The sequence below is a fragment of the Pseudomonas sp. YL2 genome, assembly GCF_023063025.1.
GTDB lineage: Bacteria > Pseudomonadota > Gammaproteobacteria > Pseudomonadales > Pseudomonadaceae > Aquipseudomonas > Aquipseudomonas putida_A.
Genome location: NZ_JAJSLU010000002.1, coordinates 71791 through 98263, shown reverse-complemented (window position 1 = coordinate 98263; position 26473 = coordinate 71791). Strand labels below are relative to the sequence as shown.

General features: G+C 54.9%; 23 protein-coding genes and 2 pseudogenes. 15 read left to right on the top strand and 10 right to left on the bottom strand.

Annotated elements, in window-relative coordinates; all coding sequences use genetic code 11:
• Window positions 1-115: 115 nt before the first annotated feature.
• Window positions 116-1417, bottom strand: a complete 1302-nt coding sequence (locus tag LVD08_RS03495; RefSeq protein ID WP_247267408.1) for an OprD family porin — start codon at window positions 1415-1417, stop codon at window positions 116-118.
• A gap of 374 nt (window positions 1418-1791) precedes the next feature.
• Between LVD08_RS03495 and LVD08_RS03490 the strand changes: the two genes are divergently transcribed.
• From LVD08_RS03490 to LVD08_RS03455, 8 genes are all read left to right on the top strand, one after another.
• Window positions 1792-3846 (top strand): type VI secretion system Vgr family protein, encoded by a 2055-nt coding sequence (locus LVD08_RS03490; RefSeq protein ID WP_247267407.1) that lies wholly within the window; start codon window positions 1792-1794, stop codon window positions 3844-3846.
• Window positions 3837-4700 carry a DUF4123 domain-containing protein gene (locus LVD08_RS03485; protein WP_247267406.1) on the top strand — a complete coding sequence of 288 codons (864 nt, stop codon included), beginning with the start codon at window positions 3837-3839 and terminating at the stop codon, window positions 4698-4700. The genes LVD08_RS03490 and LVD08_RS03485 overlap by 10 nt, the downstream gene beginning before the upstream one ends.
• Before the next feature lie 33 nt (window positions 4701-4733).
• Window positions 4734-8030: a hypothetical protein gene (locus tag LVD08_RS03480; protein ID WP_247267405.1), complete on the top strand. Its 3297-nt coding sequence runs from the start codon at window positions 4734-4736 to the stop codon at window positions 8028-8030.
• Window positions 8031-8044: 14 nt separating this feature from the next.
• On the top strand, window positions 8045-9019 hold the full coding sequence (locus LVD08_RS03475) for a tetratricopeptide repeat protein (RefSeq protein ID WP_183779994.1): 975 nt from the start codon (window positions 8045-8047) through the stop codon (window positions 9017-9019).
• A gap of 116 nt (window positions 9020-9135) precedes the next feature.
• On the top strand, window positions 9136-10122 hold the full coding sequence (locus LVD08_RS03470) for a tetratricopeptide repeat protein (RefSeq protein WP_247267404.1): 987 nt from the start codon (window positions 9136-9138) through the stop codon (window positions 10120-10122).
• A gap of 5 nt (window positions 10123-10127) precedes the next feature.
• A complete protein-coding gene (locus LVD08_RS03465; protein WP_247267403.1) occupies window positions 10128-11096 on the top strand; it encodes a tetratricopeptide repeat protein in 969 nt (322 codons plus the stop codon).
• Window positions 11042-12070, top strand: a complete 1029-nt coding sequence (locus tag LVD08_RS03460; RefSeq protein ID WP_247267402.1) for a tetratricopeptide repeat protein — start codon at window positions 11042-11044, stop codon at window positions 12068-12070. The genes LVD08_RS03465 and LVD08_RS03460 overlap by 55 nt, the downstream gene beginning before the upstream one ends.
• A 157-nt stretch (window positions 12071-12227) precedes the next feature.
• Window positions 12228-13202 (top strand): tetratricopeptide repeat protein, encoded by a 975-nt coding sequence (locus LVD08_RS03455; protein WP_247267401.1) that lies wholly within the window; start codon window positions 12228-12230, stop codon window positions 13200-13202.
• A 103-nt stretch (window positions 13203-13305) separates the two neighbouring features.
• Here LVD08_RS03455 and LVD08_RS03450 read toward each other — a convergent pair whose 3' ends face one another.
• Window positions 13306-13602, bottom strand: coding sequence for a hypothetical protein (locus LVD08_RS03450; protein WP_047597132.1), 297 nt, complete (start codon window positions 13600-13602; stop codon window positions 13306-13308).
• A 490-nt stretch (window positions 13603-14092) separates the two neighbouring features.
• On the opposite strand from LVD08_RS03450, the gene LVD08_RS03445 reads away from it, so the two are divergent.
• Window positions 14093-14362 (top strand): DUF2790 domain-containing protein, encoded by a 270-nt coding sequence (locus tag LVD08_RS03445; protein ID WP_247267400.1) that lies wholly within the window; start codon window positions 14093-14095, stop codon window positions 14360-14362.
• Window positions 14363-14451: 89 nt separating this feature from the next.
• On the top strand, window positions 14452-14850 hold the full coding sequence (locus tag LVD08_RS03440; RefSeq protein WP_247267399.1) for a hypothetical protein: 399 nt from the start codon (window positions 14452-14454) through the stop codon (window positions 14848-14850).
• On the opposite strand, the gene LVD08_RS03435 is transcribed toward LVD08_RS03440, so the two are convergent.
• Window positions 14847-15116, bottom strand: coding sequence for a DUF1652 domain-containing protein (locus LVD08_RS03435; protein ID WP_007964586.1), 270 nt, complete (start codon window positions 15114-15116; stop codon window positions 14847-14849). The genes LVD08_RS03440 and LVD08_RS03435 overlap by 4 nt on opposite strands.
• A gap of 370 nt (window positions 15117-15486) precedes the next feature.
• Here LVD08_RS03435 and eco point away from each other — a divergent pair, with 370 nt between their 5' ends.
• A complete protein-coding gene (gene eco / locus LVD08_RS03430; RefSeq protein WP_096796565.1) occupies window positions 15487-15972 on the top strand; it encodes a serine protease inhibitor ecotin in 486 nt (161 codons plus the stop codon).
• A gap of 21 nt (window positions 15973-15993) precedes the next feature.
• Window positions 15994-16299, top strand: coding sequence for an NIPSNAP family protein (locus tag LVD08_RS03425; protein WP_003225174.1), 306 nt, complete (start codon window positions 15994-15996; stop codon window positions 16297-16299).
• 30 nt (window positions 16300-16329) lie between these two features.
• On the opposite strand, the pseudogene ilvA reads toward LVD08_RS03425, so the two are convergent.
• Window positions 16330-17319 (bottom strand): annotated as a pseudogene (gene ilvA / locus LVD08_RS03420) (threonine ammonia-lyase, biosynthetic); the annotation flags it as partial.
• Between the two features lie 251 nt (window positions 17320-17570).
• On the opposite strand from ilvA, the gene LVD08_RS03415 reads away from it, so the two are divergent.
• Complete coding sequence (locus LVD08_RS03415; RefSeq protein WP_247267398.1) at window positions 17571-17906, top strand: DUF2834 domain-containing protein; 336 nt, start codon at window positions 17571-17573, stop codon at window positions 17904-17906.
• A 112-nt stretch (window positions 17907-18018) separates the two neighbouring features.
• On the opposite strand, the gene LVD08_RS03410 is transcribed toward LVD08_RS03415, so the two are convergent.
• A complete protein-coding gene (locus tag LVD08_RS03410) occupies window positions 18019-18942 on the bottom strand; it encodes a magnesium transporter CorA family protein (protein WP_103367005.1) in 924 nt (307 codons plus the stop codon).
• 7 nt (window positions 18943-18949) lie between these two features.
• Window positions 18950-20524, bottom strand: coding sequence for a RimK family protein (locus LVD08_RS03405; RefSeq protein WP_096796561.1), 1575 nt, complete (start codon window positions 20522-20524; stop codon window positions 18950-18952).
• A gap of 92 nt (window positions 20525-20616) precedes the next feature.
• On the opposite strand from LVD08_RS03405, the gene rimI reads away from it, so the two are divergent.
• Entirely contained in the window at window positions 20617-21726 is a 1110-nt protein-coding gene (gene rimI, locus LVD08_RS03400) for a ribosomal protein S18-alanine N-acetyltransferase (protein ID WP_097087368.1), read from the top strand.
• A 144-nt stretch (window positions 21727-21870) separates the two neighbouring features.
• Here the strand turns inward: rimI and LVD08_RS03395 are convergent.
• Together LVD08_RS03395 and LVD08_RS03390 are read right to left on the bottom strand one after the other, a co-directional pair.
• Window positions 21871-23016: pseudogene (locus tag LVD08_RS03395) on the bottom strand (PQQ-dependent sugar dehydrogenase).
• Window positions 23017-23068: 52 nt separating this feature from the next.
• Complete coding sequence (locus LVD08_RS03390; RefSeq protein ID WP_247267397.1) at window positions 23069-23410, bottom strand: hypothetical protein; 342 nt, start codon at window positions 23408-23410, stop codon at window positions 23069-23071.
• Window positions 23411-23599: 189 nt separating this feature from the next.
• On the opposite strand from LVD08_RS03390, the gene ku reads away from it, so the two are divergent.
• A complete protein-coding gene (ku, locus tag LVD08_RS03385) occupies window positions 23600-24472 on the top strand; it encodes a non-homologous end joining protein Ku (protein WP_134786487.1) in 873 nt (290 codons plus the stop codon).
• Between the two features lie 135 nt (window positions 24473-24607).
• Here ku and lpxO read toward each other — a convergent pair whose 3' ends face one another.
• Window positions 24608-25507: a lipid A hydroxylase LpxO gene (gene lpxO / locus LVD08_RS03380; RefSeq protein ID WP_027612715.1), complete on the bottom strand. Its 900-nt coding sequence runs from the start codon at window positions 25505-25507 to the stop codon at window positions 24608-24610.
• Window positions 25508-25955: 448 nt separating this feature from the next.
• On the bottom strand, window positions 25956-26423 hold the full coding sequence (locus tag LVD08_RS03375; RefSeq protein ID WP_247267396.1) for an anti-virulence regulator CigR family protein: 468 nt from the start codon (window positions 26421-26423) through the stop codon (window positions 25956-25958).
• Between the last annotated feature and the right edge of the window lie 50 nt (window positions 26424-26473).

Below are 26473 nucleotides of genomic sequence, written 5' to 3'. Positions count from 1 at the left end.
AGGCTCACTCCTACAAGGGATCGATGGCGAACACGCTATCGCCGTCTACCTAAATCCCTTTGTAGGAGTGAGCCTGCTCGCGATAGCGGTCATCCAGGCGCCATAGTTCTCAGGGTTACAACACCGAAAAGTTGTAACTCACAATCAACCGGGTCTCATCCACATCCCGGGCAAACTTTTCATAGTTGGTGCGGTAAGTCGCATTGCGCAGGCGCAGGCTGACATCCTTGAACGTGCCTGTCTGGATCACGTACTTCAACTCGCTGTCGCGTTCCCACTCTTTGCCTTCCTGATCGCTGCCCGGGACCTTGATGTGATCACCGTTGACATAGCGGGTCAGGAAGCTCAAACCGTTGATGCCGATGGCCTTGAAGTCATAGTCGTAACGCAACTGCCAGGAACGCTCCTGCGCCGCGGCGAAGTCGTTGACCTGCACGTAGTTGACCAGATACGGATTGCTGCCATCGAGGTACGGCATCGAGTTGTCGCCGTTCATGCGCTGCCAGCCGGCACTGAAGGTGTGGCCGCTGATGCCGTACGAGAGCATGCCGCTCAAGGCGCGGTTGTCGATGGAGCCGGCTTTGGCATCACCGCTGTCGGCACTTTTCAGCAAACGCAGATCGGCCTTCAGCACACCGTCACCCAGCGGTTGGTTGCCGAGCAAGCCAATGAAGTGCTGGCGGTAGATGTCTTCCAGCTCGGCGTAGTAATACTGCGCGGTCAGGCGATCGTTGATCTTGTAATCGATGCCGTACATGTCGAAATGATCGGCGGTGGTGTTGCAGGCGTAGCGCTTGTTCTTACAGTGCACGCGGATGTCTTGCGAATCCGTGGAATCACGCGCGGTGTACTTGTCCAGACGCGCGGCCATGAAGGTCAGATCCTTCACTTCTTTGGAGGTCAGCATCGCACCGTTGAACATGGTCGGCAGCAAGCGGCCGTCGTTGTACTTGAGCAGTGGCAGATCCGGCAGCAGTGCGCCGTACTTCAACACCGTGTCCGAGACCTTGACCTTGGCGGTCAGGCCCATTTTTGCGTACTGACCCTTCGAGCCGCGCGGGTTCTCGCCACTGGACGGCAGCAAGCCGCTGTTGCTGCGATCGGGGCTGGAGTCGAGCTGAAACCCGAGCATGCCCAGCGCATCGATACCGAAGCCGACCGTGCCCTCGGTGTAACCCGATTGCAGATTCAGAATAAAACCTTGCGCCGACTCTTCACGCTTGGAAGCGCCCTGATCGCTGGAGGTATGCCCATCACGGAAGTCGCGGTTGAAGTACACCGTGCGCGATTCGATTTTCGCCGTGGTGTCTTCGAGAAAACCGCTGGCCTGAACCTGCGCGACAAAACCGGCGCACAGCACAACGGCTCCGAAGCCAAACGACTGGCGCGGGGTGATGAGAGGGAATGGGGGACGCATGAAAAACTCCAACAGTACAGCGTTTGCGCCGGGGCGCAGTCAGCCAGAAAAATAGCTCCCGTCCCGGGTCAAAAACAGCCGGGAAGAAGTGGACACGCAGGGGTGAGTTGCAATGATGGCAGATGGCTTTTACGGGTTGAAGGCGACTTTAGTCTGAAACTGACTGGCGATTCTTCGGCCTGCGATTGGCTCAAATCATGCGCTGACCAAGGGCTCACGACTGCGAAGCCCCCGGTTTCATTGGGTTTAAACGCCGTCATAGGGGTTTTCCCTATACCCTGCGGGTCCCTTCCCTACGGCATTTGCGCCTTGAACGAGGCGGTCTAATCCTCCATCATCCGTCACCTGCTTATTCAATGGACGGAATTCAAGGCATGCTGGACGCCAACGCTACCCACATTACCCTTACCCTCGAAGGCGCCTCCGCCGACCTGCAAGTGCTCAGCTTCACCGGTCGCGAAGCCCTCAACGAGCCTTTCCGTTTCGACCTCGAACTGGTCAGCGCCCGCCCCGACCTCAAACTCGAAGAGCTGCTGCACAAGCCCGGCGTCCTGACCTTCGGTGCCACCGGCGAAGGCAAGATTCATGGCCTGGTGTATCGCATCGAACAAGGCGATTCCGGCAAAACCCTGACCCGTTACAGCATCAGCCTGGTGCCGCAGCTGGCCTATCTGCGGCACAACCATGACCAGCAGATTTTCCAGAACCTCACGGTGCCGAAGATCATCGCCCAGGTGCTGGAAGATCGCGGCATTCTGGCCGACGCCTACAGCTTCCAGCTCAACGCTGAGTACCCGCAGCGCGATTACTGCGTGCAGTACGACGAGTCCGACCTGCATTTCATCCAGCGCCTGTGCGAAGAGGAAGGCATTCACTTCCACTTCCAGCACAGCAGCAGCGGGCACAAACTGGTGTTCGGCGACGATCAGACGGTGTTCCGCAAACTCAAGGCCGTGAGCTACCAGCAAGACTCCGGCATGAGCGCCGATAAACCGGTGATCAAGCGCTTCAACCTGCGCCTGGAAACCCGCACCACGCGCGTCAGCCGCCGCGACTACGACTTCGAAAAACCGAAGATCCTGCCCGAAGGCGCGGTCAAATCCGAGTTCGCCCCGGATCTTGAGGACTACGATTACCCCGGTCGTTTCACCACCCGCGAGCGCGGCAAATTCCTCTCGACCCGCGCCCTCGAACGTCATCGCAGCGACTACAAACTCGCCGAAGGCAAAGGTGACGAACCGACCCTGACCAGCGGCCACTTCCTGACCTTGGCCGAACACCCGCGCGCTGAATGGAACGACTTGTGGCTGCTGCTGGAAGTCTTCCACGAAGGCAAACAACCGCAAGTGCTCGGTGAAAACGTCACCAGCGACGTCACCGACAACAAAAGCGATTTCCACCAGGGCTACCGCAACAGCTTCCTCGCCACCCCGTGGGATGCGCACTACCGCCCTGCCCTCGAACACCCGAAACCCAAAGTCCTCGGCAGCCAGACCGCCATCGTCACCGGCCCGGCCGGCGAAGAGATCCACTGCGACCAGTACGGCCGCATCAAAGTCCAGTTCCACTGGGACCGCGACGGCCAGTCCGACGACAAAACCACCTGCTGGCTGCGCGTCGCCAGCGGCTGGGCCGGCGCCGCCTACGGCGGCATCGCCATCCCGCGCATCGGCATGGAAGTCCTCGTCACCTTCCTCGAAGGCGACCCCGACCAGCCACTCGTCACCGGCTGCCTGTACCACAAGGAAAACGTCGTCCCCTACGACCTGCCGGCAAACAAGACCCGCAGCACCTTCAAAACCCTCAGCTCCCCGGGCGGCAAGGGCTACAACGAGTTTCGGATTGAAGACAAAAAGGGTGTGGAGCAGATCTACATCCATGCGCAGCGGGATTGGGACGAGAACATCGAGCACGACCAGAAGATCCGCGTGGGCAATGAGCGGCATGACACGGTTGAGGCCAACACCTACAGCGAATTCAAAGTCGAAGAGCACCGCATCACCCATTTGAATCGTGTCAGTGAAATGCGCGCAGATGATCACCTGACCGTCGCAGTCACCCAGCACCTCAAAGTAGGCACAGCGCAATTCGTCGAAGCCGGCAGCGAAATCCATTACTACGCCGGCCAGAAAGTCGTCGTCGAAGGCGCAATGGAACTGACCGCCAAAGCCGGCGGCAGCTTCGTCAAGGTCGACGCCGGTGGCGTGACCATCAGCGGTGCCGAGGTGAAGGTCAATACCGGCGGTGCACCGGGTGTAGGTACGCCGGCCGCGCCGTTGCTGCCAGGGCCGATGAAAGTGGCGGATGTGGATAAGGCGGGCAAAGTGCTCATCCCGCTGCCCAAACGCCTCAACGAGTCCGGTATCACGCCGTTGTGCGGCAAACAAAGCAACGGCGCTTGCAGCCGTAAGGATTGCACATGCATGTAAAAGCACTGAGCGCCCTCCTCGAAGCGCCGCGCTACGCCTTCGAGGGTTTGCCGAAAGAAAGCTCCGACCTGAGCCTGTGTTTCATCATTGATCGCATCCGTCAGCCAGAAGCCATGAGCCGCCTCTACCGGGTCGGCGAACCCGTCGACACTCAAGGCCTGTTCCTCAACACCGACTTCGCCGAAATCGCCGCTGACGGCCCTCTCTGGCTAGTCGCACCGTGGGGCAGTCGTCTCGCTGCAGAAGCGGCAAGTCTCTGCGAAGAGAACTTTGCCGGCATCGCCCTCACCACAGCAGATCCAGTCAAAGCACTTGCACACGCCCGCTGGCTCCTGCGTGCCAACGATGGCTCCGGCGGTCAAAGTCTGTTGAGTTATCACAAGCCAAGTCTGTGGGCCGCGCTGGCCTACACCGCCGGTGAAAGTTCGCATCAGCTCTACGGCCCTTGGCAACACGTATACAGCCCGGCACCGGTTCACTTCGGGCGCAATCGCGGTCGCTGGCTCAGTTGGCGAGCCCTTTCGGAACTTGAATGGCTGGGCGACGTCTCAGCGTTCAACCTGCCACCAGCAGCGCCAAAGGTTCAGGAGCATCTTGGATGGGTTTACTGGGCAGACGAGCAATACTCTGCCTACGGTGAACCTACCGACGAACAACTGCCCAACCTCGTGGAAAACCTCAATGTGCTGGTTGCCCACAACATTTACGAAGGTCGTCATTTACTGAAACTGGGCCAAATCACCAACGGCCCGCTGCTCGAAACGCAGCCACAGGCAATGGCCATCCTGCAATCAAGGGAAGAGTCGTTCATCAAAGTGCAGCAGTTGCAGCAACTCGCTAACAGCGCTGCTTGATGAGCCCGTCCGTAAAGAATGAATGGAAGCGAAATGGAAACTGAAATTTCAGAAGCACCCGAGGTAGATCTCAACGGACCACGTGCGAACGCGTCGACTTCAGCGGTACCGGTCGAAAGCAAGCCTGCTTTGGAACTTGATCCCCAGCCTGAGGCGCCTGACAGTTGCTCTAACGCGTTCGACGAAGTGAAGGCGGCCTGCTCGACGGAATATGGCGAAGTGATTTACGCCACCAAGGAAAAAATGTTCTACCTGTTGCCTAAGCGAGCGGCCAGCTCGATCAAAGAGGCGATGAATGAACTCGAGCAACACATCAGCGCCAGCAAGTCTCCGGAAGAACGACTCAAGGGAATGAACACCGCAGGGCTTCTAGAGTACTTTCTGGAGCCCAAACTGAGTAATTTCCTGCAAGGCGAGCAAAAAAGCCGAATGCTCGAAATCGAGGCTCAGGAACCCGATATCGCGCAGCCCACCATGGCTATGCGATTGAAGGCTGTCAGCCGAGAGGCCCGGAACTCCGCTGCTTTGGACAAACTGCCAGACCAAAGCGAATACGCTCGCAATCGGGAGCTTGCCAATCAACAGCAAGCGAGCCTGCTTGAAGCCAACTCTGACGGCCAGAAACTGCAGCGCCTCTACAACGAATGGAAGAAGCTGAAAGCGATTGCAGTTGCACAGGCAAAAATTGCTGGCTACACCTACGAGAGCGGCAACCTGTTTTCCCCGGGGGCGATCGAAGCAAGAAATCGCGTGCAGACTTACTTGAAAGCCCGCGCTGCGCTCACGAAGAGTGGCAAGTTGACGACTCTGAAGGAGGCAGACTTTCAGAAAGACAAAAAGGCTTATCTGGACGCCACAAACTGCGTAATCGATGGCAAAGCCCGGATGTGTGGTTATTTAAAGGAAGTCGCTAACGAGCGCAAAAAAGTCGAAAAAGACTTCTCTGCTTATATCGATGCGATTTTGAAAGTTGCCGACTACGGATTGGCCCTACCGGAGTTTGCGCTCATTCCTGAGACGGGTGACATCAGCGCAGGTGTCGAGAAGTTCAAAGCATATCTCGAGATGGAGCAGCAACAGATCAAGCTCACCGAGCAGATCCGCACGAAATATAAAGCCTGGATTGACGCCAGCGGCCAAAACGTCGCGCCCCCCACAGGAATCGTGGAAGCGGAGCAAGCAGAGTGGCAGCGCATCCAACAAGATCGCCTTAAACTCCGCGAAGACGCTGAAGCGGCGGTTGCTGCAGCCCTGCCATTACGACATCTCCTGTGGGAACCAGAGCAGTTTCAACCAAAACCGGAAGAGCGCTTGGTCAAAGCAGAATTTCCTTTGCGCGAAGTTGCACTTTTCAATAGTCCCAACAGTCCCGTTAAACACCTGAGTCTGCTCAATCTGGAGGGCATCACAAAGGTACTGAAAAAGGACGCGAGTGAAATCGGCGCCAAAGCAAGCAAGGACTTGAAGAAACTTCCGGGAAACAGCAACGGAAAAGCAACATCGGACACTGACGACAATCCTTTCCATGAGTGGCTGCGAGCGGAAGGTGCACTAGCCATCAAAGATCAGCAGAGTGACTGGTTTGATGAGAAAGGCTGGTTTGATGTAGAGCTGTTCCATTCTTACCTGAAGTCGAAAAACTACAAGGTCGAAACCTTTGAGGATGCAGGAGCCCGCAAGGACTGGGGACTTCGTCTTCGTCAGTTGCTCTTCAAAGAAGAAGTCAGAAGCTCGTTGCGCCTGTTCGACAATAGCCCCCAAGCGCAACTCGTGCGTTGCCTCACACCGCCGCAGTCATCAATCCACACTGGCGCTAAAATAAACGGCCCGACATTCAGTGTCGCGGATAACTTCAAAGCTTCCGCCAAGGCTGAAGCAAGCCTGGCCATTGACCTCGCACGTGGCGAAGTCGAACTGATGAAAATGGATCTTCCGGGCAGAGATCAGGCCAAAGACATCCTGATTCCTTACCTCGACTACGACAAAAATCGCAAAAACCTGAATCTCGGTCGGTTCTCCATCCACCTGGGCGCCAGAGCGTGGGGATACACGGGTGCCACTCTCCTTCTTTCCTCCAGCGTTCAGTTGGGACGTGCAAACGTACAAGGCGGCCTTAACCTTCCGGAAATCACCGACGCAGAACGTCCAGAAGCGACAAATTCAACCGCTGGAACTGCGAGAAGCGAACCGGTGCTGGAAGGCAATGCCGCCAAAATTCGAGTAGAGGACGGCGCCAAAGCTAAATTTAACCTCTTCGCGGGAGTGCAAGCAGGGATCCTGCTGACCGGCGCTTTGAACTGGGCACCACCGAAAGACATAGCAGCCCTGCGCACCGCGCCAACACCCGGAATGGGTAACAGTGTCAACAGCACAAAGGCCAGCCAATGGTCCAGTCTTGCCAAACTTACTGCTGGTTTTACCGCCGCATACGGGCTAGGCACGAATGCAGACATCGGCATTTCTTTGCACGAAGGCCGCTTCATTATGCGGTTCAAGGCATCACTAATTGTCGGTGCGGGAGCGGGAGGCGAATTCCAGTTCGAAGTCGGTTATGACGGGGTTACTGACCTGATTAATCTCGTGCGTCGAGAAATCCACAAAAACCAGGATAAAACGCTAATTTTTGTAACCGATGATGCAGCTGATTACATAGACAAGCTTAACTTCCTTGGCGCTGCAGGCATGGAAGTTGCGATGTTTTATATGCAAGGCGTGGACATGGTGATGTCCTTATACGAGGCGTTAACTGGCGGTGGCAGAGGGGCGACGATTGCACATACGATCATGAACTATCGCAATCAAACTGAGCTTGAACAATGGATATTAGCAGCAACCCCTGGTGCGCTTGGCCCAATGCTCATGACACTAACCTCTGAGGCCAGCTCATTTAAGATTAGAGAGTATGGGATGCAGGAGACTGATATTAAACCTGCGGAAAAGGAATACTCAAAAGCCCAATGCCACTTAATCCAACAGCAAGCTATTGAGCGCATACTTGGACTGATTGTTCGCCAAGCTGAAACACAGGGAACAATCCCCCTTGCACAAGCACAATTTGAAGAGGCGTGCATGAGCATGAATCGCTTTGGGACAAAAGACGCCAGCGACCCTGAGCAAACTTATTGTGAAAATAGACTAGGAATTGATAACTTCATGTCTGAAGCCGTCCTAAGACTAGTTAGCGTAGATAATGACAGAATGCGCAGTCGATACAAAAAGCACGTTGAGGTGCTTGGCGCACGCCTGGATGGATATTGCAAGCGAATAAAATATTATGGCAATACATTCCTGCCGAGCGGTCAAGCTACTTATGTTGGCCCAAAGAATTAAAGAGAAGATTACTTATGTCAATCAAATCCATATTGTGCGCAGGATTATTTACCCTGACATTATGCAGCCAAGTGCATGCCGATCTTTCTTCATCACAAAAAGAGGCAAAAGAGAGAGGATTGGTACTTTATAACCAATACAAACCCGCAGCCGCAGAATTAAAAATTGCTGCAGAAGCAGGAGACGCCGAGGCGCAATATTATTTAGCGGAAGAACTTCGACAGCAAAAACAATACATTACTTCCGAGGCTCAAAAATGGTATGAATCTGCTGCTTTGCAAGGCGATTTGTACGCAATGTTAAGACTTGCGACATCAAACAATGACTTATGCGAGGTCATGAATAATTGTCCTCAAGGCTCGAAAAAACGCGCCGACTGGTTAGAATTATTAAATAAAGAGACCGTACGAAAGTCAGACGATGGTGACGGTGAGGCGATGTATATTAAATATCTGTCTTCTGGGAAATTAGAGTGGCTGGAAAAATCCGCAACAGCTAACTTCGCCAGAGGGCAGTGGCTTTTGGCAAATCGCTACAAAGAAGGTGAAAAATTTTTTCTGCCTTGGAAACGAACGGAAGAAGTCGGACGTTGGTTAAAAGCATCAGCTGAAAATGGTTTTCCCGCAGGAATGCTTGAATACTCCGCATTTCTTTATGAAAACGGCGGCGATATCGGGGTAGCCCGACATTGGATAGAAGAGGCGGCAAAAACGGGGTATGAGTCTGGCGTTAGTAGCTACGGAGCTTATCTTGCTCATGCCCCTTCTTTATATGACTTCCCGCTTGACCTAGTAAAAGGCTACGCACTGACATCGTTACTGAAGGAACTCGATGGCGGTGGAAACATACAGCCTTACGTAGATGAAGTTCTGCCGGAAATTGCTGAAAAAATGAGTGCTGAGCAGCTAATAGAAGCCAAGGTATTCGCTCAGCAGTGGAAAAGCACACATCCACCTCTATCCTTTTATCCCGGAAAATATGGATTTTGACAAAAAAGTCTTTATTGCGCCAAAGGAACGCATTTTAGAAAAATACTGTGTAAGCACGAAAACAGCTACATACCAAAATCGTCAGCAAGATACTCAGCTCCAGCGAGCAAACCAAATTGAAATTTATAAAATTATTCAACACCTCTCTTTGTATTTTCTTCATATTGCTCTGCAACACTGCGAATGCCGCTCTCACCCAGCAGCAAGAAGAAGCCAAAAAAAAAGGTATTGAACTTTACAATCAATACAAGGCTATTTCTGCAATCGAACCACTCAAAATAGCGGCCGAAGGCGGTGATGATGAAGCACTTTATTATCTGGGTGAGGCATTAAGAAAAAACAACCGCTTCATGACTCCGGAAGCTAAAAAAGCATATGAAAGTTCCGCAAGAAAGGGGAATATCTACTCTATGATTCGCCTCGGGAGAATTGGAGACGACTTGTGTTCAACCATGAAAAACTGTCCACCGGGTGAAGAATCTCCTAGCAGTTGGGTAATCAAAGCTAAAAGCCTTGCAACTCAACGATCAACGCAGGGAGATAGCGAATCAATGTACCTGTTATATGAAATGACAGGGAACGATGACTGGTTGGAGAAATCAGCAGAGAACGGATTCGCATTTGCACAGTTCCGTCTGGCGACTAAATACCAGGAAGGAAGTGGTTCATTTTTACTACCCTCTAGGCGCAACCAAGCTATCGAACGATGGATGAAGGCCTCTGCGGAAAATGGTTACCCACCTGCGATGATGGGGTTAGCCGCGATCATGATCGAAAAAAAAGATTTAGCCTCGTTCAGAAGCTGGAACGAAAAAGCAGCTGAGTCGAGCTTCGTAGAAGGTGTATTTGGATATGCATCCTACATAGGCGAAGAGAACTCAAAATACGGCTTCGTATTCGACCCGATAAAATCACATGCTTTACTGTCAAACCTGCTGGAACTTAATGGCGGAGGCAATGTAATACGAGACGTCAATGACACCTTCCCCGATATAGAAAAAAACATGTCAAAAGCACAAATAGAAATAGCGAAAGACCTCGCAAAAACGTGGAAGGCCAACCACCCGCCTCTCTCGTTCTACCCTGACAAGCTAGGATATTAATTTTAGTGAGCGTATATTTTCGGATCTTAGCGATAGTTATTTCTGCGCTCACCGAAACGTGCGCAGTCGCAGCACAAGAAAACGGATTTAGCAAGGGAATAACTTTATACAACCAGCTAAAAATAGACTCTGCTATAGCTGAACTAAAAAAAGAAGCACAGTCGGGAATCTCGGAATCACAATACTATTTAGGAGAGGCTCTTCGAAAGCGCAATCGCTACATGACTTCAGAAGCTAAAGAATGGTATGAGGCCGCTGCTGCGCAAGAAAATTTATATGCCATGATTCAGTTGGGGCGGAGTGGCAACGATCTTTGCAAAGTAATGAGTAATTGCCCTGATTCCGGTAAACCTCCTGTCGACTGGCTGAAAAATGCTCGTGCGCTTGCGGAACCTTTGGCAGAAAAAGGTGACGCGGAGGCCATGTACGTAATGTATGAAATTACATTGAATCGTGATTGGTTAGAAAAGTCTGCAAATGCCGGCAATCCAGATGCACAATTCTGGATGGCAATTGGTGACAAGCAAGGTGAGGGCTTCTTACTTCCCTGGAAACGTAAGGAGGCAGTGGGAAATTGGTTTAAAGCATCCGCAGAAGGAGGAAATCCTCGAGCCATGATGGAGTATGCCGCTTACCTTTATGAGAATGAAGGTGATCTTAAAGTTGCTCGGCATTGGATAAAAGTAGCGGCTGAGAAAGGATACAAAAGCGGCGTGAGCAGTTACGGTGCTTATTTAGCGCATGCTCCCGAACGATTTGGCTTCGAACTAGACTTGGTTAAAGGTTACGCTATCACTTCGCTTTTAAAAGATCTTGATGGCGGGGGCAACGTGCAGGTCTACGTCGAGGAAGTTCTTCCGGAAATCGCAGAAAAAATGACCTCTCAGCAAATAAAAGAAGCGGAAAACTTTGCCATTCAATGGAAGAAATCTCATCCGCCACTTTCGTTTTTTCCAGACAAACTAAGTCGCTGATTTTGATGAAAGCGTTAACATTTCTATTAGCTGCTTCACTTTTTACCATCTGTAAAGCCACCCCATTAAAACAGCAAGAACAAGTAGTCTCGCCGGGCGTAGCCCTATATAACCAACTAAAAATCGACGCAGCTTTTCCCGCATTAGAAAAAGAAGCAAAATCTGGAAATACAACCTCGCAATATTACTTGGGTGAGGCTATTCGAAAACGTAATGGCTACATGACTCCAGAGGCACTTCACTGGTATGAGTCCGCAGCAGAAAATAACAATGTATATGCAATAATCCAACTGGGACGATTCAAAAGTGAACCCTGCCAAGAAATACGCGACTGCTCACCATCAAAAAAAACACAAGCAGAATGGTTTGAACTAGCTAATGAGCTAGTTTTGCCAAAAGCACAAAAAGGTGATCCTGAATCCCTGTATCTGATGTATGAGATCACTCTTAATCGTGAGTGGCTAGAAAAATCCGCAAATGCGGGATATCCGACTGCACAATATTGGATGGCTGTAAGCGAACGCCAAGGTGAAGGTTTTTTCTTGATTCCTGGAAAACGCGAGGCCTCTATCAAAAAATGGCTACTACTTTCTTCTGAGGGCGGACACCCAAAAGCAATGATGGATTATCTACAAATTTTATTTGAAGAAGGAGATGTCGTAGGCATGCGCCACTGGCTTGAAACTGCAGCAGCGACTGGCGATCAAGCCGCCATAAGCAATTACGGCGCCTACATAGCGCATACACCAGACAAAATAGGCTACCCACTAGACTTGGTCAAAGGTTATGCGCTATTCACGCTTCTTAAGGAGCTTGAGGACAGTGGCGGAATCGGGAGATATGTTGAGAGAAAAAGTGAGGAAATACGCGAAAAAATGACATCAGAACAAACTGAAAAGTCACTAGAAGTGGCAAAAGACTGGAAAGCCACTCATCCACCACTTTCTTTTTTTCCAGACAAGCTTGGCAATTAATTCAGATTATTTATAGACTTCTCGAAATATTTATGGATTGTAGGCCGCCTGCATTTCCTGCCAACTTACAATCATTTTTATTACCTCCTTTTAGCAACCCATACAGTTCCGACCCGGGAATCTGAAGGAGCAAAATAAAATATCACGCAGAATACTCATGACAACCAGAATAATTTTCACTTTATTATTACTGCTGCCACTTGGCTGTCACGCAAACACCCAGATAACGCCGAACCAAATCCCTGCAAAACAACAAGGCATAAATCTATACAATCAATACAAAGCCACCTCAGCAATCCCGTTCTTAACAACCGCTGCAGAAGCGGGCGACCACGAAGCTCAATATTATTTAGGTGAGGCTCTTCGTAAGAAAAATCATTACATGAATAAGGAAGCAAAGAAATGGTATGAAGCGTCAGCAGGTCAGAACGATCTTTATGCCATGATCCAATTGGGCCGTATTGAGCATGACATGTGCGAAATCTCTAACGACTGCTCTCCTTCGCAGAAGCCGGTAATAGAGTGGTTAAACCAAGCAAAACAATTAGCCCAACAAAAAGCAAATGCTGGCGACGCAGAAGCGATGTACATAATGTATGAAATCACTCTAGATGATACTTGGCTAGAACGATCTGCAACTTCAGGAAATGCTCTTGCACAATACTGGCTTGCCACTTCACTTAAGCAAGGTGAGGGATTTTTGCTACCATGGAAGCGAAGTGAGGCAGTTGAAAAATGGTACAAACTTTCAGCTGAAGGCGGCAACCCTAGATCAATGATGGAGTTGGCTGCTCTTCTTTTTGAGAAAGGAGATATTGAAGGCTTCCGACATTGGAATGAGCAAGCCGCAGTATCAGGCTACGCAGAGTCCGTATATGGATACGGTTCATACTTGGCTCACGAGCCCGACACCTATGGCTTTCCGTATGATCCTGTAAAGGGATACTCGCTTATTTTTTCTCTAAGTAGCTTGGATGGCGGGGGCGGAATGCAGGAAAATGTTAAATACAAACTTCCCCTCATTGCTTCCAAGTTGACCCCTTCGCAAATATTAGAAGCTAAAGAGCAATCAAAAAAATGGATATCCATTCACCCTCCCCTGTCCTTCTTTCCTGACAAGCTAAGCCGTTAGCTTGTTTTATTCGAATAGAAGGGCACGAGAATCATACAAACGGGAGGAGTAGATAGCGTGAGGTTCGTCCAACGCGATCCTACTCCCGTTCTCATTCAAGGCATCAAACCGGCGCCTTCCAATCCAGCATCTGCTGCTGTGCCACCTGCAGCAAATCATTGCCGTCCTGCGCCAGCAGGTACAGCGCATGGGTAATGTGTGGAATGTCCTGAACATCGCCATGCCGGAAGCACATGCAGTGCAGGGTTTCGAGCAGGTCGCTGCAGGCGCGGATGCGCTGGACGGCGGACTCGAGGATGTCTTGGGGGTTGGCTTGGGTGTCGATGACCATTGGCGCGCTGTCGGTGACGCCGCTGTTGAGCGGGTGATAGCGGTTTGGAAGCGGATTTAGTATTGGCATACTGATTACTCAACTGTATTAGAGGGTATCCGCCAACACCGTGACCAAACGGTGGGAGGCGGCCGTGTACAGGCTTGGTCAACCGAGAACAGTTCAAACTCAGCTCGCCCGAAGGCGTCCTGCACACAGCCGCCACAGCAGTGCACTTTACGAACATGAGTGTCCGTAGTGCAAATGAAGGCACATATGCAATGAACTCTTCTCAGGTGACCAAACCCGAGCCGCTGATTTTGCAGCGACGCCAAACCATAACCGCCCCGCTCCAAGCGCCGAAAGCAGACAAGGCATCTGCCCTTGTAGGAATCGGCACCGCATCCCCGAGAAATCATCCCGCTGCCAGACAGCCGGCGTTCAGCGAGGTTAACCATCGCTTAACGCCGCAGTCCAAGACTGTACTGAACCGCACACCTCAGCCCCTGGCTGACGCCGAGTGCGGCAGGTTCGGCCGTTTGGCGCCGAACGCTCATTCCGTCGCACGGGAGTCCGATTCATGAACATTCGCACACTGTTGCTTACCAGCGCCCTCGCCTGCACCGCGTTCGCCGGACTGGCTCAGGCCAATGACACCTCAGCCACGTCCAAGGCCGTTCCCTATCAGTACGGCATGCCGTTGCATGTGAACAAAGTGATTTCCCTGACCGAGCCACAGACTCAGCAGTGCAAGGTCATCACCGCCGACATGAAGTACATCGACAATGCAGGCAAGCCGGCGGAAATCACCTACCGGAAAATGTCTGACGCCTGCAGCTTCCAGAACTGACAGAAGGCTCTGATTTGCGGCTTTGCGGTAGGCGGTGAAGGGTTCGCGGGTTATGCTCGGGGCACTTCTCACTGCCGCAGGGACTCGCCATGCAGTTGTCGTTTCGCACGTTGTCGATCATCACTGCTTCGTTGTGTTTTGTGCTCGCGCTGGCCTGGGGCTTTTTCCCGCAGGTGTTGCTGGCGATCTGGAGCATTGAGTATTCGAGCGCTGCCGGTTTTGTAGCGCGGCGCAGTGCGGTGCTGTTTGCGGCGTTGGGGATGATGTTTTATCTGGTGCGCAGCGCGCCGCCGTCGCTGGGTCGCAATGCCCTGAGCAACGGGTTTATCGTCGGTTGTTTTGGTCTGGCGGTACTGGGTTTTGGCGAATGGCTGAACGGCCACACCGGCCCCGGGATTCTGCTCGCGGTGCTGGTCGAGTTCGCGCTGGGCCTTGGCTTTGTGCAGGCCCGGCGCGTGACGGTCGAACTGGGTGAAACGGTGAGTTAAAGCGCTCTGGAGCGAGGACTGTAATGCTGTGGCGTGGTTTGTTGCGCCAGATCCGAACGCAGGCCGGCAATCAGTTCGTTGATCTCGCGACAGCCATTGAGATGGCTGGCGTCGATACCGCTGACGTGCAGATCAACCTGGTCAGTCTGGTGATCGCCGAATACCTTGACGGTCATCGACAGGTCTGGCGACAGCGTGCACTGGCAGCGTTTAGGCAGAAAACTGCTTTCAATGATATTGCGTAGTTCCAAGGCAGACAGAAACATGGTGAACCTCTCCTTATTGATGAAACTGCCAATCAACTCTTCACGTTGACCGCTTTTGCTGCCCCTGCACGGGTGTGTCCCCGTTGATTCCCTGGTGCGGCAAACGGTTGTACTGCGAAATGCCCATTGGAGTGTAGGCGCCCGAAGCCGGTGCGCTGCACCAAAGCGACGCATAAAACGTGCCTTTCATCGGGTCATTTCGACCCTCATGAAATCAAGCACTTGGCACGGTGGCCAGCAGTTGGCCAGTTGCAAAATGCAAGATTGACCTTCCTGAGCACTGCAATTTGCAAGTCGACGCCGGTTTGCATTCATCGCTGATGACAGTGAGAATGCCCGACATCCACCCTACACCCGCCAGGAGGCTTTCATGGGTTCTTTACGCGCTCGCGCGACAATCGGTCTGCTCGTTGCCGGCCTGTCTACCCTGGCCCACGCGGCCAAACTCGAAGACGTCGCGCCGTATCCCAAAGCGGAAAACGGCTTCACCCGCCAAGTCATCTACCTGCCCAAACAGGATCAGGAGGAGAACTTCCAGGTTGAAGTGCTCGCCGGCAAAACCCTGGAAGTCGACTGCAATCGCCAGCGCCTGGGCGGCGCTCTGGACGAGAAAAACCTCGAAGGCTGGGGCTATCCGTTCTACCGCCTGGAAAAAGTCATTGGCCCGATGAGCACGCTGATGGCCTGCCCACCCGGCACCGCGAAGAAACGCGCCTTTGTCCCGGTTGTCGGTGACGGCTTCATGCTGCGCTACAACAGCAAGCTGCCACTGGTGATCTACGCCCCGAAAGATGTAGAGGTGCGCTATCGCATCTGGTCGGCTTCGGACAAGGTCGGCACTGCTATTGCGGAATGACCTGAACAGGGAGCGCCAAACGTGATTACCTGCCATGTGCGATACGTGATCGATCCGTACCAACTGACCGAATTCGAGGCCTACGCCAAGGCCTGGCTGGGCATCGTCGAGCGCTTGGGCGGCACGCATCACGGCTATTTCCTGCCCTCCGAGGGCGCGAGCAACATCGCTTATTGCCTGTTCAGCTTTCCTTCGCTGGCCGATTACGAAAGCTACCGGCACATCGCGCTGACCGACCCGGAAAGCACGGCGCTGGTGGAATCACTGGTGCAGAAGAAATTCATCGTCAGCTACGAGCGCAGTTTTCTGCGCCCATTGCTGCCCTGAGTGTTATCACGCCGGGACGCCGCACACCGCGGCGCGCTCGGCGACATGGCGCAGGCTGTCGAAGTTGATATTCGCGCCGGAGTCGATCGCGACGAAGGTCTGCCCGCGAACACCGCTGCGCGCCACGTATTGCTTGATGCCGGCCACCGCCAATGCCCCGGAAGGCTCGGTGATCGAGCGGGTATCGTCGTAGATATTCTTGATCGCCGCGCACAGCTCGTCATTGCTGACGGTGACCACCTCGTCCACGCAGAACCGGCACACCTCAAAACCATAAGCGCCGATCTGCGCCACCGCCACGCCATCGGCGAACGTTCCGACACTGGGCAACACAACGCGCGCATCCGCTTGCAGCGCCGCCTTCAGGCAGGCCGAATGCTCCGATTCGACACCGATGATCCGTACCTCCGGTCGCAGGTATTTGACGTACGCCGCGATGCCGGCGATCAGCCCGCCCCCACCGACCGGAACGAAGATCGCATCCAGCGAGCCCTGATGCTGACGGAGGATTTCCATGGCCACCGTACCTTGGCCGGCGATCACATCCGGGTCGTCGAATGGAGAGACAAAGGTGCGCCCGGTCTGCTCGGCGAGTTGCAGCGCATGGGCCAGGGCAAACGGAAAACTCTCGCCGTTCAGCAGCGCCTCGGCGCCCCGACTTCGCACCCCAAGCACCTTGAGTTCGGGCGTGGTCGAGGGCATGACGATGGTCGCCGCGATCCCCAGCTCCCGCGCTGCCAGCGCCACGCCTTGGGCATGGTTGCCCGCCGAGGCGGTGATCACCCCGCGTGCTTTCTGCGCATCGCTCAATTGCACCAGCTTGTTGTAGGCGCCACGGATCTTGAAGGAGAACGTCGGTTGCAGGTCTTCGCGCTTGAGCAGGATCCGGTTGCCCAGCGCCTCGGACAGCGCCGGCGCCGCTTGCAACGGCGTGCGCACAGCAATGTCGTAGACCGGCGCGGCAAGGATCTTTTTCACGTACTGCTCAAGCAGGACTTGTTGGACGGGGCTGTACGACATGGTCGTCTCCTGACGTTTTGATCAGAACCCCGGAGACAGAAAATGAAAACCCGCCTCTAGGGCGGGTTGGGTGCTGCAGTCGTGAGCTAGCCCGCCAAATGAGGAATGGCGGTAATAATGCTTGGCTGGCAGCGCGATACGGTGGAAGTCATGGGCCTGAAATTAGCCCGGCGGCGACCGGCGAGTCAATGGCTTATTTGCGGATGCCAAGTTAGGCTGGCGATTATGCTCATCACCCAAGGAAGGAATGCATGATGTCTGTCGCCCTGCCCCTCACTGCGTTGATTGCGTTTACTGGCTACACCGTATCGGTGATGCTCCAGGCCGAACAGTCGTTGATCGACTTCGGCCTCAGCCTGATGTCGCGTCCGGACACAGCGCAGGTGGTGATTGATCTGTATCTGCTGGCGACGCTGGCCGGGTTGTGGATGGTCAAGGATGCGCGAGCGCGGGGGATGTCGGTCTGGTCGGTGGTGCCGTATCTGTTGCTGACGGCGGTGTTTGTGTCGATTGGGCCGTTGTTGTATCTGGTGGTGCGTGGGGTTCGGGAGCGCCGGAAGGTCGCGGCGGCGGACCCGGTGAGCTGATCCGGGTTTTCCGTTGTTGCTGAATACGCCATCGCCAGCAGGCTCACTCCTACAGAGAATCAAATTGTAGGAGTGAGCCTGCTCGCGATGGCGTCGGCAAAGTCACCATTGATTATTTGGCCAGCCGCCGCAACCCAAACAACATCCCCCCCGCCCCCAACAACATCACCAGCAGAAACAGCGGGTATGAAATCCACCACGGCGTGCCCGCCGTCATCATGCTGAATTCCGACATCCCGCCAATGCTCGCAATCAGGTTCAACGGCAGAAACACCACGTTGATCAACGTCAGTTTGCGCAGCAGGTTGTTCATGCTGTTGTTCATCAGATTGCCGCGCGCATCGATCAGCCCCGAGAACACCGTGGAATAGATCTCCGCCTGCTTGTAGCACTGGTTATTCTCGATGATCAGGTCGTCGATCAGCCCGATCGCCTCGCTGCCGAAATGCTGTTTTTCCGCATGATTGCGCAGCCGCGTCAGCACCGCGCCATTGCTGTGCAGGGCATTGATGTAATAGATCAGGCTTTCGCTGAGGTTGAACATCTGCACCAGATGCTGGTTCTGCATCGAGGCGTTGAATTTCTGTTGAAGCTCGCGGGCCACCAGTTTGATCACCTTCAGATGGCCGAGGTAGTGATGGATGTTGTTGAACAGCAAATCGAGCAACACATCCAGCGGCGCGTTGAGCGGCTGGCGCGTGCCGATGCCGTGCAACGGCGTGTCGTCGGTGGCGATCACCAGCAGTTGCCCGGGAGCGAACAGCAGGCCGCAGGACGACACCTCAAACGCCAGGCTGCCACCGCCGGAATAGTTTTCCGGACGTTTCCAGATCAGGAATAAATGATCAGGGTGAAACTCGATTCGCGAGACCTCGTCCGGGTCCAGCGCCGAGGCCAACGCGTGTTCGTCGACCTTGTAGTGGCTGTGCAGCAAATCGCGTTCGGCCGCATCGGGATTGCTGAACAGCATCACCTCGGCATCCAGCCGCTCGACCCGCTGCAACGCGCCATGACTCAATGCGAAACTGCTGATCATCGGCGCGTCACCAGGCCTGGCCGCGACGCTTGAGCTCCAGCCGTCGCACGAACTCCTCCAGCACCAGTGAATACAGATCGTCCTGCAAGTAGGCGTCTTCGATACCGGCATCGAGGTTGGGGTTGTCGTTGACCTCGATTACTACCACTTTGTCGCCGGCCTGTTTCAGGTCCACGCCGTAGAGGCCATCGCCGATCAGGTTGGCGGTCTTGACCGCCAGTTCCACCACCGCTCGCGGCGCCTCGTGCACGGCCAGGGTGCGACACTCGCCGTTGATGTCCTGGCCCTTGGCTTTGTGGTTGTAGATTTGCCAGTGTCCCTTGGACATGAAGTATTGGCAGGCGAAGATCGGTTTGCGGTTGAGCACGCCGATGCGCCAGTCGTACTCGGTGTAGAAAAACTCCTGAGCCAGCAGCAACACCGAGTGCTCGAACAGTTCGGCGGTGGCTTCGAGCAATGCCTGCTGGCTTTCGACCTTGATCACTCCGCGAGAAAAACAGCCATCGGGGATCTTCAGCACCAGCGGAAAACCGAGGCGTTCGCCGACCCGTTCGAAGTCTTCCGGTCGTTCCTTGTAGAGAATTTCCGTGGCGGGCATGCCCAGTTGGTGGCTGTTGAGCAGGTCGGTCAGATACACCTTGTTGGTGCAGCGCAGGATCGACGTCGGATCATCCATGACCACCAGCCCTTCGCTTTCGGCTTTTTTTGCAAAGCGATAGGTGTGGTTGTCGACGCTGGTGGTCTCGCGGATCAGCAAGCCGTCGTACTCGGCGATCCGCGCATAATCCCTGCGCTCGATCAGCTCGACGTCGATGCCCATGCGCTTGCCGACCCGCACGAAATTTTCCAGCGCCTTGGCGTTGGATGGCGGCAAGGCTTCCTGCGGATCGTGCAGGATCGCCAGGTCGTAACGCGCCACTTGTGGCGAGCGTGGCGCCCGCCAGACTTTACGGCTGAAGCCGTCCAGCGCATTGGCGAACTGATCTTCCTGGTCATCACGCAACTTGTGCAGAGCGCCGGACTTTATGCCTTCGATGTGCCAACCGTTAGTTCGACGAAACTCAACTAACAGGATCGGACAAGGAAACACTTCAAACAACTGTCGAGCCAGATCCTGCAGCGGCTCGATATGCGTCTTGCCGAAGTAAAGTGTCAGAGTAAAACCTTCGGTATCGCTGTAGAGATGATGACTGAGGGCCTTTTCCAGGGTTTTATCGAGATCGTCCAGTGCCAGACCGTAAAGTGATTTCTTCGTCAGCTCGCTGATGGTGCGCACCGATGGAATCACCTTGTGGCCACGGGCTTCAGCCAACAGCGAGCAGTAGTAACCGTGCCCGAGGTACTTGTAGCTGCGGCACAGATTGATCACCTGCACCCGCTTGCCCGGCTCGCTGTCACGGGTTTGCTCAAGGTATTCCTGAGCCGTGACGATGTCCTCGCTGGGAAAGTACGAGGCCCAGTCTTCCTTGCGTTCGACGATAATCAACACTTGACTGGAAGTTCTGATGGCTGGATTTAAAAAAGTTGCCGCCGGCAAACTTTGCTCGGATACTTCGCGCCAATGACCCTGTACCGCTGACATAGAGATTGATCCGTTGGAGAACAAGACCATTTCTATTAAGCACGAAGTTTTTCGAAAGTCCCGTTTCGTTACGCAACTTTTACGGTGGTCATATGAATGCTGTTTTTCGTTTGGCGGTAGTTGAAGATCTGCCGGCGCTGCTGGCCCTGGAAATGCAATGTTTCACCACCGACCGGCTCACCAGCCGCAGCTTTCAATGGATGATCACCCGCGCCCATGCGCAGTTAATGGTCGCCGAGATCGACGGTCGATTGCTCGGCTACGCACTGGTGCTGTTTCATCGCGGCACCTCGCTGGCGCGCCTGTACTCGATCGCCATTGCTGGCGAGGCTCGCGGCAGCGGTTTGGGCAAACAGTTGCTGCAACGTATCGAGGCCTGCGCCGTCGAGCATGACTGCGCATACCTGCGCCTAGAAGTGCGTATCGACAACCCCACCGCCATCGCGCTTTACGAGCGCAACGGCTACCGACGCTTTGCGTTGATTCACGATTACTACGAGGACCACGCCGATGCGCTGCGCCTGGAAAAGCGCATTGTTCAGCATCGTGATTCGCGCAACATCAAGGTGCCCTATTACCCGCAAACCACTGAATTTACCTGTGGCCCGGCTTGCCTGCTGATGGCCATGGGCGCGCTGCAACCTGAGCGCTTGCTGGAGCGGCGTGAGGAATTGCAGATCTGGCGTGAAGCGACCACGGTGTTCATGACCTCCGGCCATGGTGGCTGCAGCCCCCAGGGCTTGGCACTGGCGGCCTGGCGACGGGGTTTTAAGGTGCGTTTGCAGCTGAGTATGGCCGGGCCATTGTTCCTCGATGGCGTGCGCGATGAGCATAAAAAAGACGTCATGCGCCTGGTGCACGAGGAGTTCACTGCGCAAATGCACGAAACCGACATCGATCGGCAGATTGGCACCCACCTGGATTTGCCGAAGTTGTTACAGGCTGGCGGACAGCCTCTGGTGCTGATCAGCAGCTATCGCCTGACCCGTTCCAAGTCACCGCACTGGGTGGTGGTCACCGATTGCGATGAAGACTTTGTGTATCTGCACGATCCGGATGTCGATCACAGCCAGCATCGTCAGCCGATGGACTGCCAGCATGTGCCGGTCAGCCATGGCGAGTTTGAGAAGATGAGCCGGTTTGGGCGTGGGAAATTGCGCGCGGCGGTGGTTTTGTATGCCCGGAATGAAATCTCTGGCTGACCCGTTGTAGTGAGGGGATTTAGCGAAACGTCGCACCGCCCCGATGGCGCGAAGCGGGCCCTCCTGAATTTTTAAGGGCCTGCTGCACAGGCCATCGGGGATAAATCCCCTCACTACAGTTGAGACTGAGTGTCTGAAGTGAAGTTATTTCAGACCGATTTTGTACAACGAACCATCCTGTTCATCCGTCAGCACATACAGATAGCCATCCGGCCCCTGCCGTACATCACGAATCCGCTGTTTCAGCTCACCCAGCAGCCGTTCCTCGTGCACCACCTTGTCCCCGTCAAACTGCAAACGAATGAGCTCCTGACTAACCAGCGCGCCGATAAACAGGTTCTGCTGCCAAGGCTTGAAGCGGTCAGCGTCATAGAACGCCATTCCGCTGACACCGGGTGATTTTTCCCAGACATGGTGTGGGTCAACCGCGCCCTCGACGCTCTTGCCCTTGGCTTCCGGGATCGGTTGCAGCGAGTAGTTGATGCCGTGGGTCGCCAGCGGCCAACCGTAGTTCTTGCCGCGCTCAATGATGTTCACCTCATCGCCGCCACGGGGGCCGTGTTCGTTTTCCCAGATAGTGCCATTCCACGGATTGAGCGCCGCGCCCTGCGGGTTGCGCTGGCCGTAGGACCAGATTTCCGGACGCACGCCGGACTGGCCCACGAACGGGTTGTCATCCGGCACCTAGCCGTCGGGGAAGATCCGCACGACCTTGCCCTGCAGCTTGTCGAGATCCTGCGCGGTCGGTCGGTCGTTGTTTTCGCCCAGGGTGATGAACAGATAACCGTCGCGGTCGAACACCAGTCGTGAGCCGAAGTGGTTGCCGGTCGAGAGTTTCGGCTCCTGACGGAAGATCACCTTGAAATCGCTGATCGTCTTCAGGTCATCCGACAGCCGCCCACGCCCCACCGCCGTACCGGCCTTGTCCCCGGCACCACCGCCCTCGGCGTAGGACAGGTACACCAGTCGATCCTGTTTGAAGTCCGGCGACAGCACCACGTCGAGCAAACCGCCCTGGCCCTTGGCCCAGACCTTCGGCACGCCACTGATGGGCTCGGAACGCTTGCCGTCGGCTGTAATCACCCGCAGGTTGCCCGGACGCTCGGTCACCAGCATTCCCTGACGATCCGGCAGAAACGCCAGCGCCCAAGGGTGCTGGAGGCCTTGGGTGACCGTGGTGACTTCAAGGGTGCCCTGCTCGCTTTGCAACTCTTGTGGAGCAGCGGCGAAAGCTGGAGCGCTGATCAGCGCGCTGGCGCACAGCGTGGCTAGAAGGGTTTTACGCAACATGCACGATTCCTTTTGTTCATTTCAAAGGCTGACAGGGACGCAGTCCCGCCGTTCAACGGTTGCTGTCTCCATCGCGTGGCGGTGGGTTGGGGATGAATTTGGGCGGCGTACTCGGCACCGAGCGTTGCTGCTGACCATTGCCAATCCCGCCGTTACCAACGGTGGGCGTACTGGGCGCCGGCACGGTATTCGGCCCGCGAATCGCCGGCGCGCTGGGCTGCGTGCCCTGCATGCTGTTGGGATTGGCCCGGCGGATCGGGCTGTTGTAGGGATTGTTGTTGGTGCCGGTGGGACTTTGCGCCAGCACCAGCGGCGCGGACGGTGCCGCGACGTCGGCATGCGCCAGACCTGCCCCAAGGAGCAGAACGATAATGCCTGGCAGTATTCGGTTCATGGGGTGGCCTCGCGGTGCACAGGTGATAGAGCCTTCGAGTCCACGCTACGCCCCGGGTTCGGATTTGTTAACCCGTAGCCCTTAAACAAGATGTAACACGGCTTGACCGGCAACGCCGCGCGCCACGCAAATGCCGGAAACTTTCGCACTGCGCCACAGGTCACCTGATCATCACTTGGAGAACTCACCATGGCTCGGGCAATCTGGAAAGGCGCGATCAGTTTCGGACTGGTACACATCCCTGTCGCGCTGGTGTCGGCAACCTCTTCGCACGGCGTGGACTTTGACTGGCTCGACAGCCGCAGCATGGATCCGGTGGGCTACAAACGGGTGAACAAGGTCACCGGCAAGGAAGTCACCAAGGAGCACATCGTCAAAGGTGTGGCCTATGAAAAAGGTCGCTACGTGGTGCTCAGCGAGGAAGAGATCCGCTCGGCGCACCCGGTGTCGACGCAGACCATCGACATTTTCTCCTTCGTCGATGCCGAGCAGATCCCGCTGCAGAACATCGACACACCCTACTATCTCGCACCTGACAAGCGCGGCGGCAAGGTCTACGCCCTGCTGCGCGAAACATTGAGCAAAACCAACAAGGTCGCCCTCGCCCGCGTCGTCCTGCACACTCGGCAATATCTGGCGGCACTGATGCCACTGGAATCGGCATTGGTGCTGGTCAAACTGCGCTGGCCGCAGGAAGTCCGCGGCCTTGATGAGCTGGAGCTGGGCAGCGAAGTGACCAAACCGCAACTGGCCAAGGGCGAGTTGGACATGGCTAAACGTCTGGTGCAGGACATGAGCGGCGACTGGAGCCCGGAGGACTACAAGGACGAGTTTGAAGACAAGATCATGGCCTTGGTCGAGAAAAAGGCCCACGAAGGCAAGATCGAGGATGTCGAGACCGTGGGTGGCGAGGAGGAGCGCAAGTCTGCGGATGTTATCGACTTGACCGAGTTGCTTAAGCGCAGCCTGGGCGGGAAAGCGCCGGCCAAAGCGAAGGCAAAAGAAAAGCCTGCCAGTAAGGCAGCCCCGGCGAGAAAGACTAAAAAGGCTTCGGGGGCGTAGTCAGATGCGGTTCCTGTCAGGAAGCTGACAGGTTGGTTTTGAGAGACTCATCGCCAGCAGGTAGCTCCACACAGTTAGAATTCCACTGTAGGAGTCAGCCTGCTGGCGATGACATAAACAGGCGCGGTACAGCAGTCAGATCAGAATGAAGATCGCAAGCAAACCGCCAAAGATCGCCCACTTTTCCATGTAATAGCGCGCGCGATTACGTTTTTTCAGCTCTTTACCACGCAGGCGAACCTTGTAGATTTTGGTAAACAGGCGGTTGATCCCACCGGTGCGGTCACCGGCGTCATTCGGCGCACCGGCCGCGGACATCACGGTACGGCTGAACCAGCTGTTGAACGCCGCCGCCCAGCGATATTTCATCGGGCGCTCGATGTCGCAGAACAGGATGATGCGGTTCTTGTCGGTGGTGTTTTCGGCATAGTGGATGTAAGTCTCATCAAACATCACCGCTTCACCGTCGCGCCAGTGGTAGCTCTCGCCGTCGACATTGATGTAGCAACCGGCATCATTCGGCGTGTCGAGACCAAGGTGGTAGCGGTACGAACCGGCATACGGGTCACGGTGGCGAACCAGTTTCGAACCCGGTGGCAGCTCGGCGAACATCGCCGCCTTGATCGAACCGATGCTCTGCACCAGCTCAGTGGTGCGCGGGCACAGCTTCATCGCCGACGGATGGCTCTCGCCGTACCATTTCAAGTAGAAACGCTTCCAGCCGCTTTTAAAGAACGAGTTGAAACCGACGTCATCGTATTGATTCGAGCGCTTGATCTCGCCGGCACGCAGCAGATCCTGCCCTTCCTGGCGAATTTCTTCCCAATGCGCCTGCAACGGGCTCAGGTCCGGAAACTCGGACGGATCGAGATACGGTTTGTTCGGCTTCTTCGAAAACAGGTAAAGGAAGCAGTTGATCGGGGCCAGAAACGTCGAGTGATCGCTCAGTTGACGGCCCAGTTTGTGACGCACACGTCCACGAAGGTGAACGTATGCAATCGAAATGACATAAATAGCGGCAATGATGAGTTTCACGGAAATCGTCACACGTCAAAAGTGAACAAACTGCGCGCCTGCCGGCCGGAGGCCCAGGGTCTGATGCAGTGGCATAAATACAGATACTATCCCGGTGGCACTTCCTTGAGCCCATGCCGTTAGCGGCTATTGGGTAATCGGATGGCATTTTAGCCATACTTTGTAACCAATAGTGAACCTGATCTGTGAAAAACTGTCCGCAGATTTTGCCAAACGGCAGGCGCGACAATACGCTCGTGCAGGTGCAGGAGTGCTGACGCAGAACAAAACCAAAGGTTGGAATACGCTTCGACCGAGGTCGCTATGCCGCGCCCACGGACGATATTGTGGTCGAGTCCGATAGGTTGACCATGGACGCCATGCTGCCTAAGGGCCCCGCCGTCATGATCCGTTACCTGACCTTCGGCGCGGCCTCTGCTGGAGATGCTGCCTTAGAACCGGCAACCGATTAATCGAAAGCGCCATTCAGCACTTCGTAAATAAGCCCGCTCGCAATGGCTACCAGAATCAAGTCCGTGCCCGCCTGCCGCCATTCGTAGCCATCGTAATGAGGCAGGCGCCCCGCCAGTCTCCCATCCAGTTTTTTGGCGATACCCGGCGGCAACGGCTTGCCGCGCGCCAGATTCTTCTGAATGCCGGGAGGCAGTGCCGGACCGGGGCTCCAGTAGTCTCTGTAGCCGTTGAGCACGCCCAGCACACCGCTTCGATCGATCACCGGTGCATAGTCCCGGTTGCCCGAGTTGGATCCTTTGTTTTTGCCGCCCTGATTGCCGTGACCCTGACTGTTCTGGGAGCCGCCCTTGCCGTTCCCTTTGCCATTACCATTACCATTTCCCGGATCGGCCAGTGCGGTTACTGAACTCACGGCCAAAGCCAGGCAAGTAACAGACGCAACAATTAATCGTGTTTTAAACATGACCGTCCTCTCATGAGAAATTCCTGTTTGAAATGTAGACGATGTTGCTG

Bases quoted from the DNA above. Each gene is read 5' to 3' on its own strand.
- LVD08_RS03450 (WP_047597132.1), bottom strand. From the start codon at position 13,602: ATGCCAATACTAAATCCGCTTCCAAACCGCTATCACCCGCTCAACAGC.
- LVD08_RS03435 (WP_007964586.1), bottom strand. From the start codon at position 15,116: ATGTTTCTGTCTGCCTTGGAACTACGCAATATCATTGAAAGCAGTTTT.
- LVD08_RS03410 (WP_103367005.1), bottom strand. From the start codon at position 18,942: ATGATCAGCAGTTTCGCATTGAGTCATGGCGCGTTGCAGCGGGTCGAG.
- LVD08_RS03455 (WP_247267401.1), top strand. From the start codon at position 12,228: ATGACAACCAGAATAATTTTCACTTTATTATTACTGCTGCCACTTGGC.
- LVD08_RS03390 (WP_247267397.1), bottom strand. From the start codon at position 23,410: ATGAACCGAATACTGCCAGGCATTATCGTTCTGCTCCTTGGGGCAGGT.
- LVD08_RS03445 (WP_247267400.1), top strand. From the start codon at position 14,093: ATGAACATTCGCACACTGTTGCTTACCAGCGCCCTCGCCTGCACCGCG.
- LVD08_RS03475 (WP_183779994.1), top strand. From the start codon at position 8,045: ATGTCAATCAAATCCATATTGTGCGCAGGATTATTTACCCTGACATTA.
- rimI (WP_097087368.1), top strand. From the start codon at position 20,617: ATGAATGCTGTTTTTCGTTTGGCGGTAGTTGAAGATCTGCCGGCGCTG.
- LVD08_RS03485 (WP_247267406.1), top strand. From the start codon at position 3,837: ATGCATGTAAAAGCACTGAGCGCCCTCCTCGAAGCGCCGCGCTACGCC.
- LVD08_RS03490 (WP_247267407.1), top strand. From the start codon at position 1,792: ATGCTGGACGCCAACGCTACCCACATTACCCTTACCCTCGAAGGCGCC.
- LVD08_RS03415 (WP_247267398.1), top strand. From the start codon at position 17,571: ATGATGTCTGTCGCCCTGCCCCTCACTGCGTTGATTGCGTTTACTGGC.
- LVD08_RS03405 (WP_096796561.1), bottom strand. From the start codon at position 20,524: ATGTCAGCGGTACAGGGTCATTGGCGCGAAGTATCCGAGCAAAGTTTG.
- eco (WP_096796565.1), top strand. From the start codon at position 15,487: ATGGGTTCTTTACGCGCTCGCGCGACAATCGGTCTGCTCGTTGCCGGC.
- LVD08_RS03375 (WP_247267396.1), bottom strand. From the start codon at position 26,423: ATGTTTAAAACACGATTAATTGTTGCGTCTGTTACTTGCCTGGCTTTG.
- LVD08_RS03495 (WP_247267408.1), bottom strand. From the start codon at position 1,417: ATGCGTCCCCCATTCCCTCTCATCACCCCGCGCCAGTCGTTTGGCTTC.
- LVD08_RS03440 (WP_247267399.1), top strand. From the start codon at position 14,452: ATGCAGTTGTCGTTTCGCACGTTGTCGATCATCACTGCTTCGTTGTGT.
- ku (WP_134786487.1), top strand. From the start codon at position 23,600: ATGGCTCGGGCAATCTGGAAAGGCGCGATCAGTTTCGGACTGGTACAC.
- LVD08_RS03460 (WP_247267402.1), top strand. From the start codon at position 11,042: ATGGAAGAAATCTCATCCGCCACTTTCGTTTTTTCCAGACAAACTAAG.
- LVD08_RS03480 (WP_247267405.1), top strand. From the start codon at position 4,734: ATGGAAACTGAAATTTCAGAAGCACCCGAGGTAGATCTCAACGGACCA.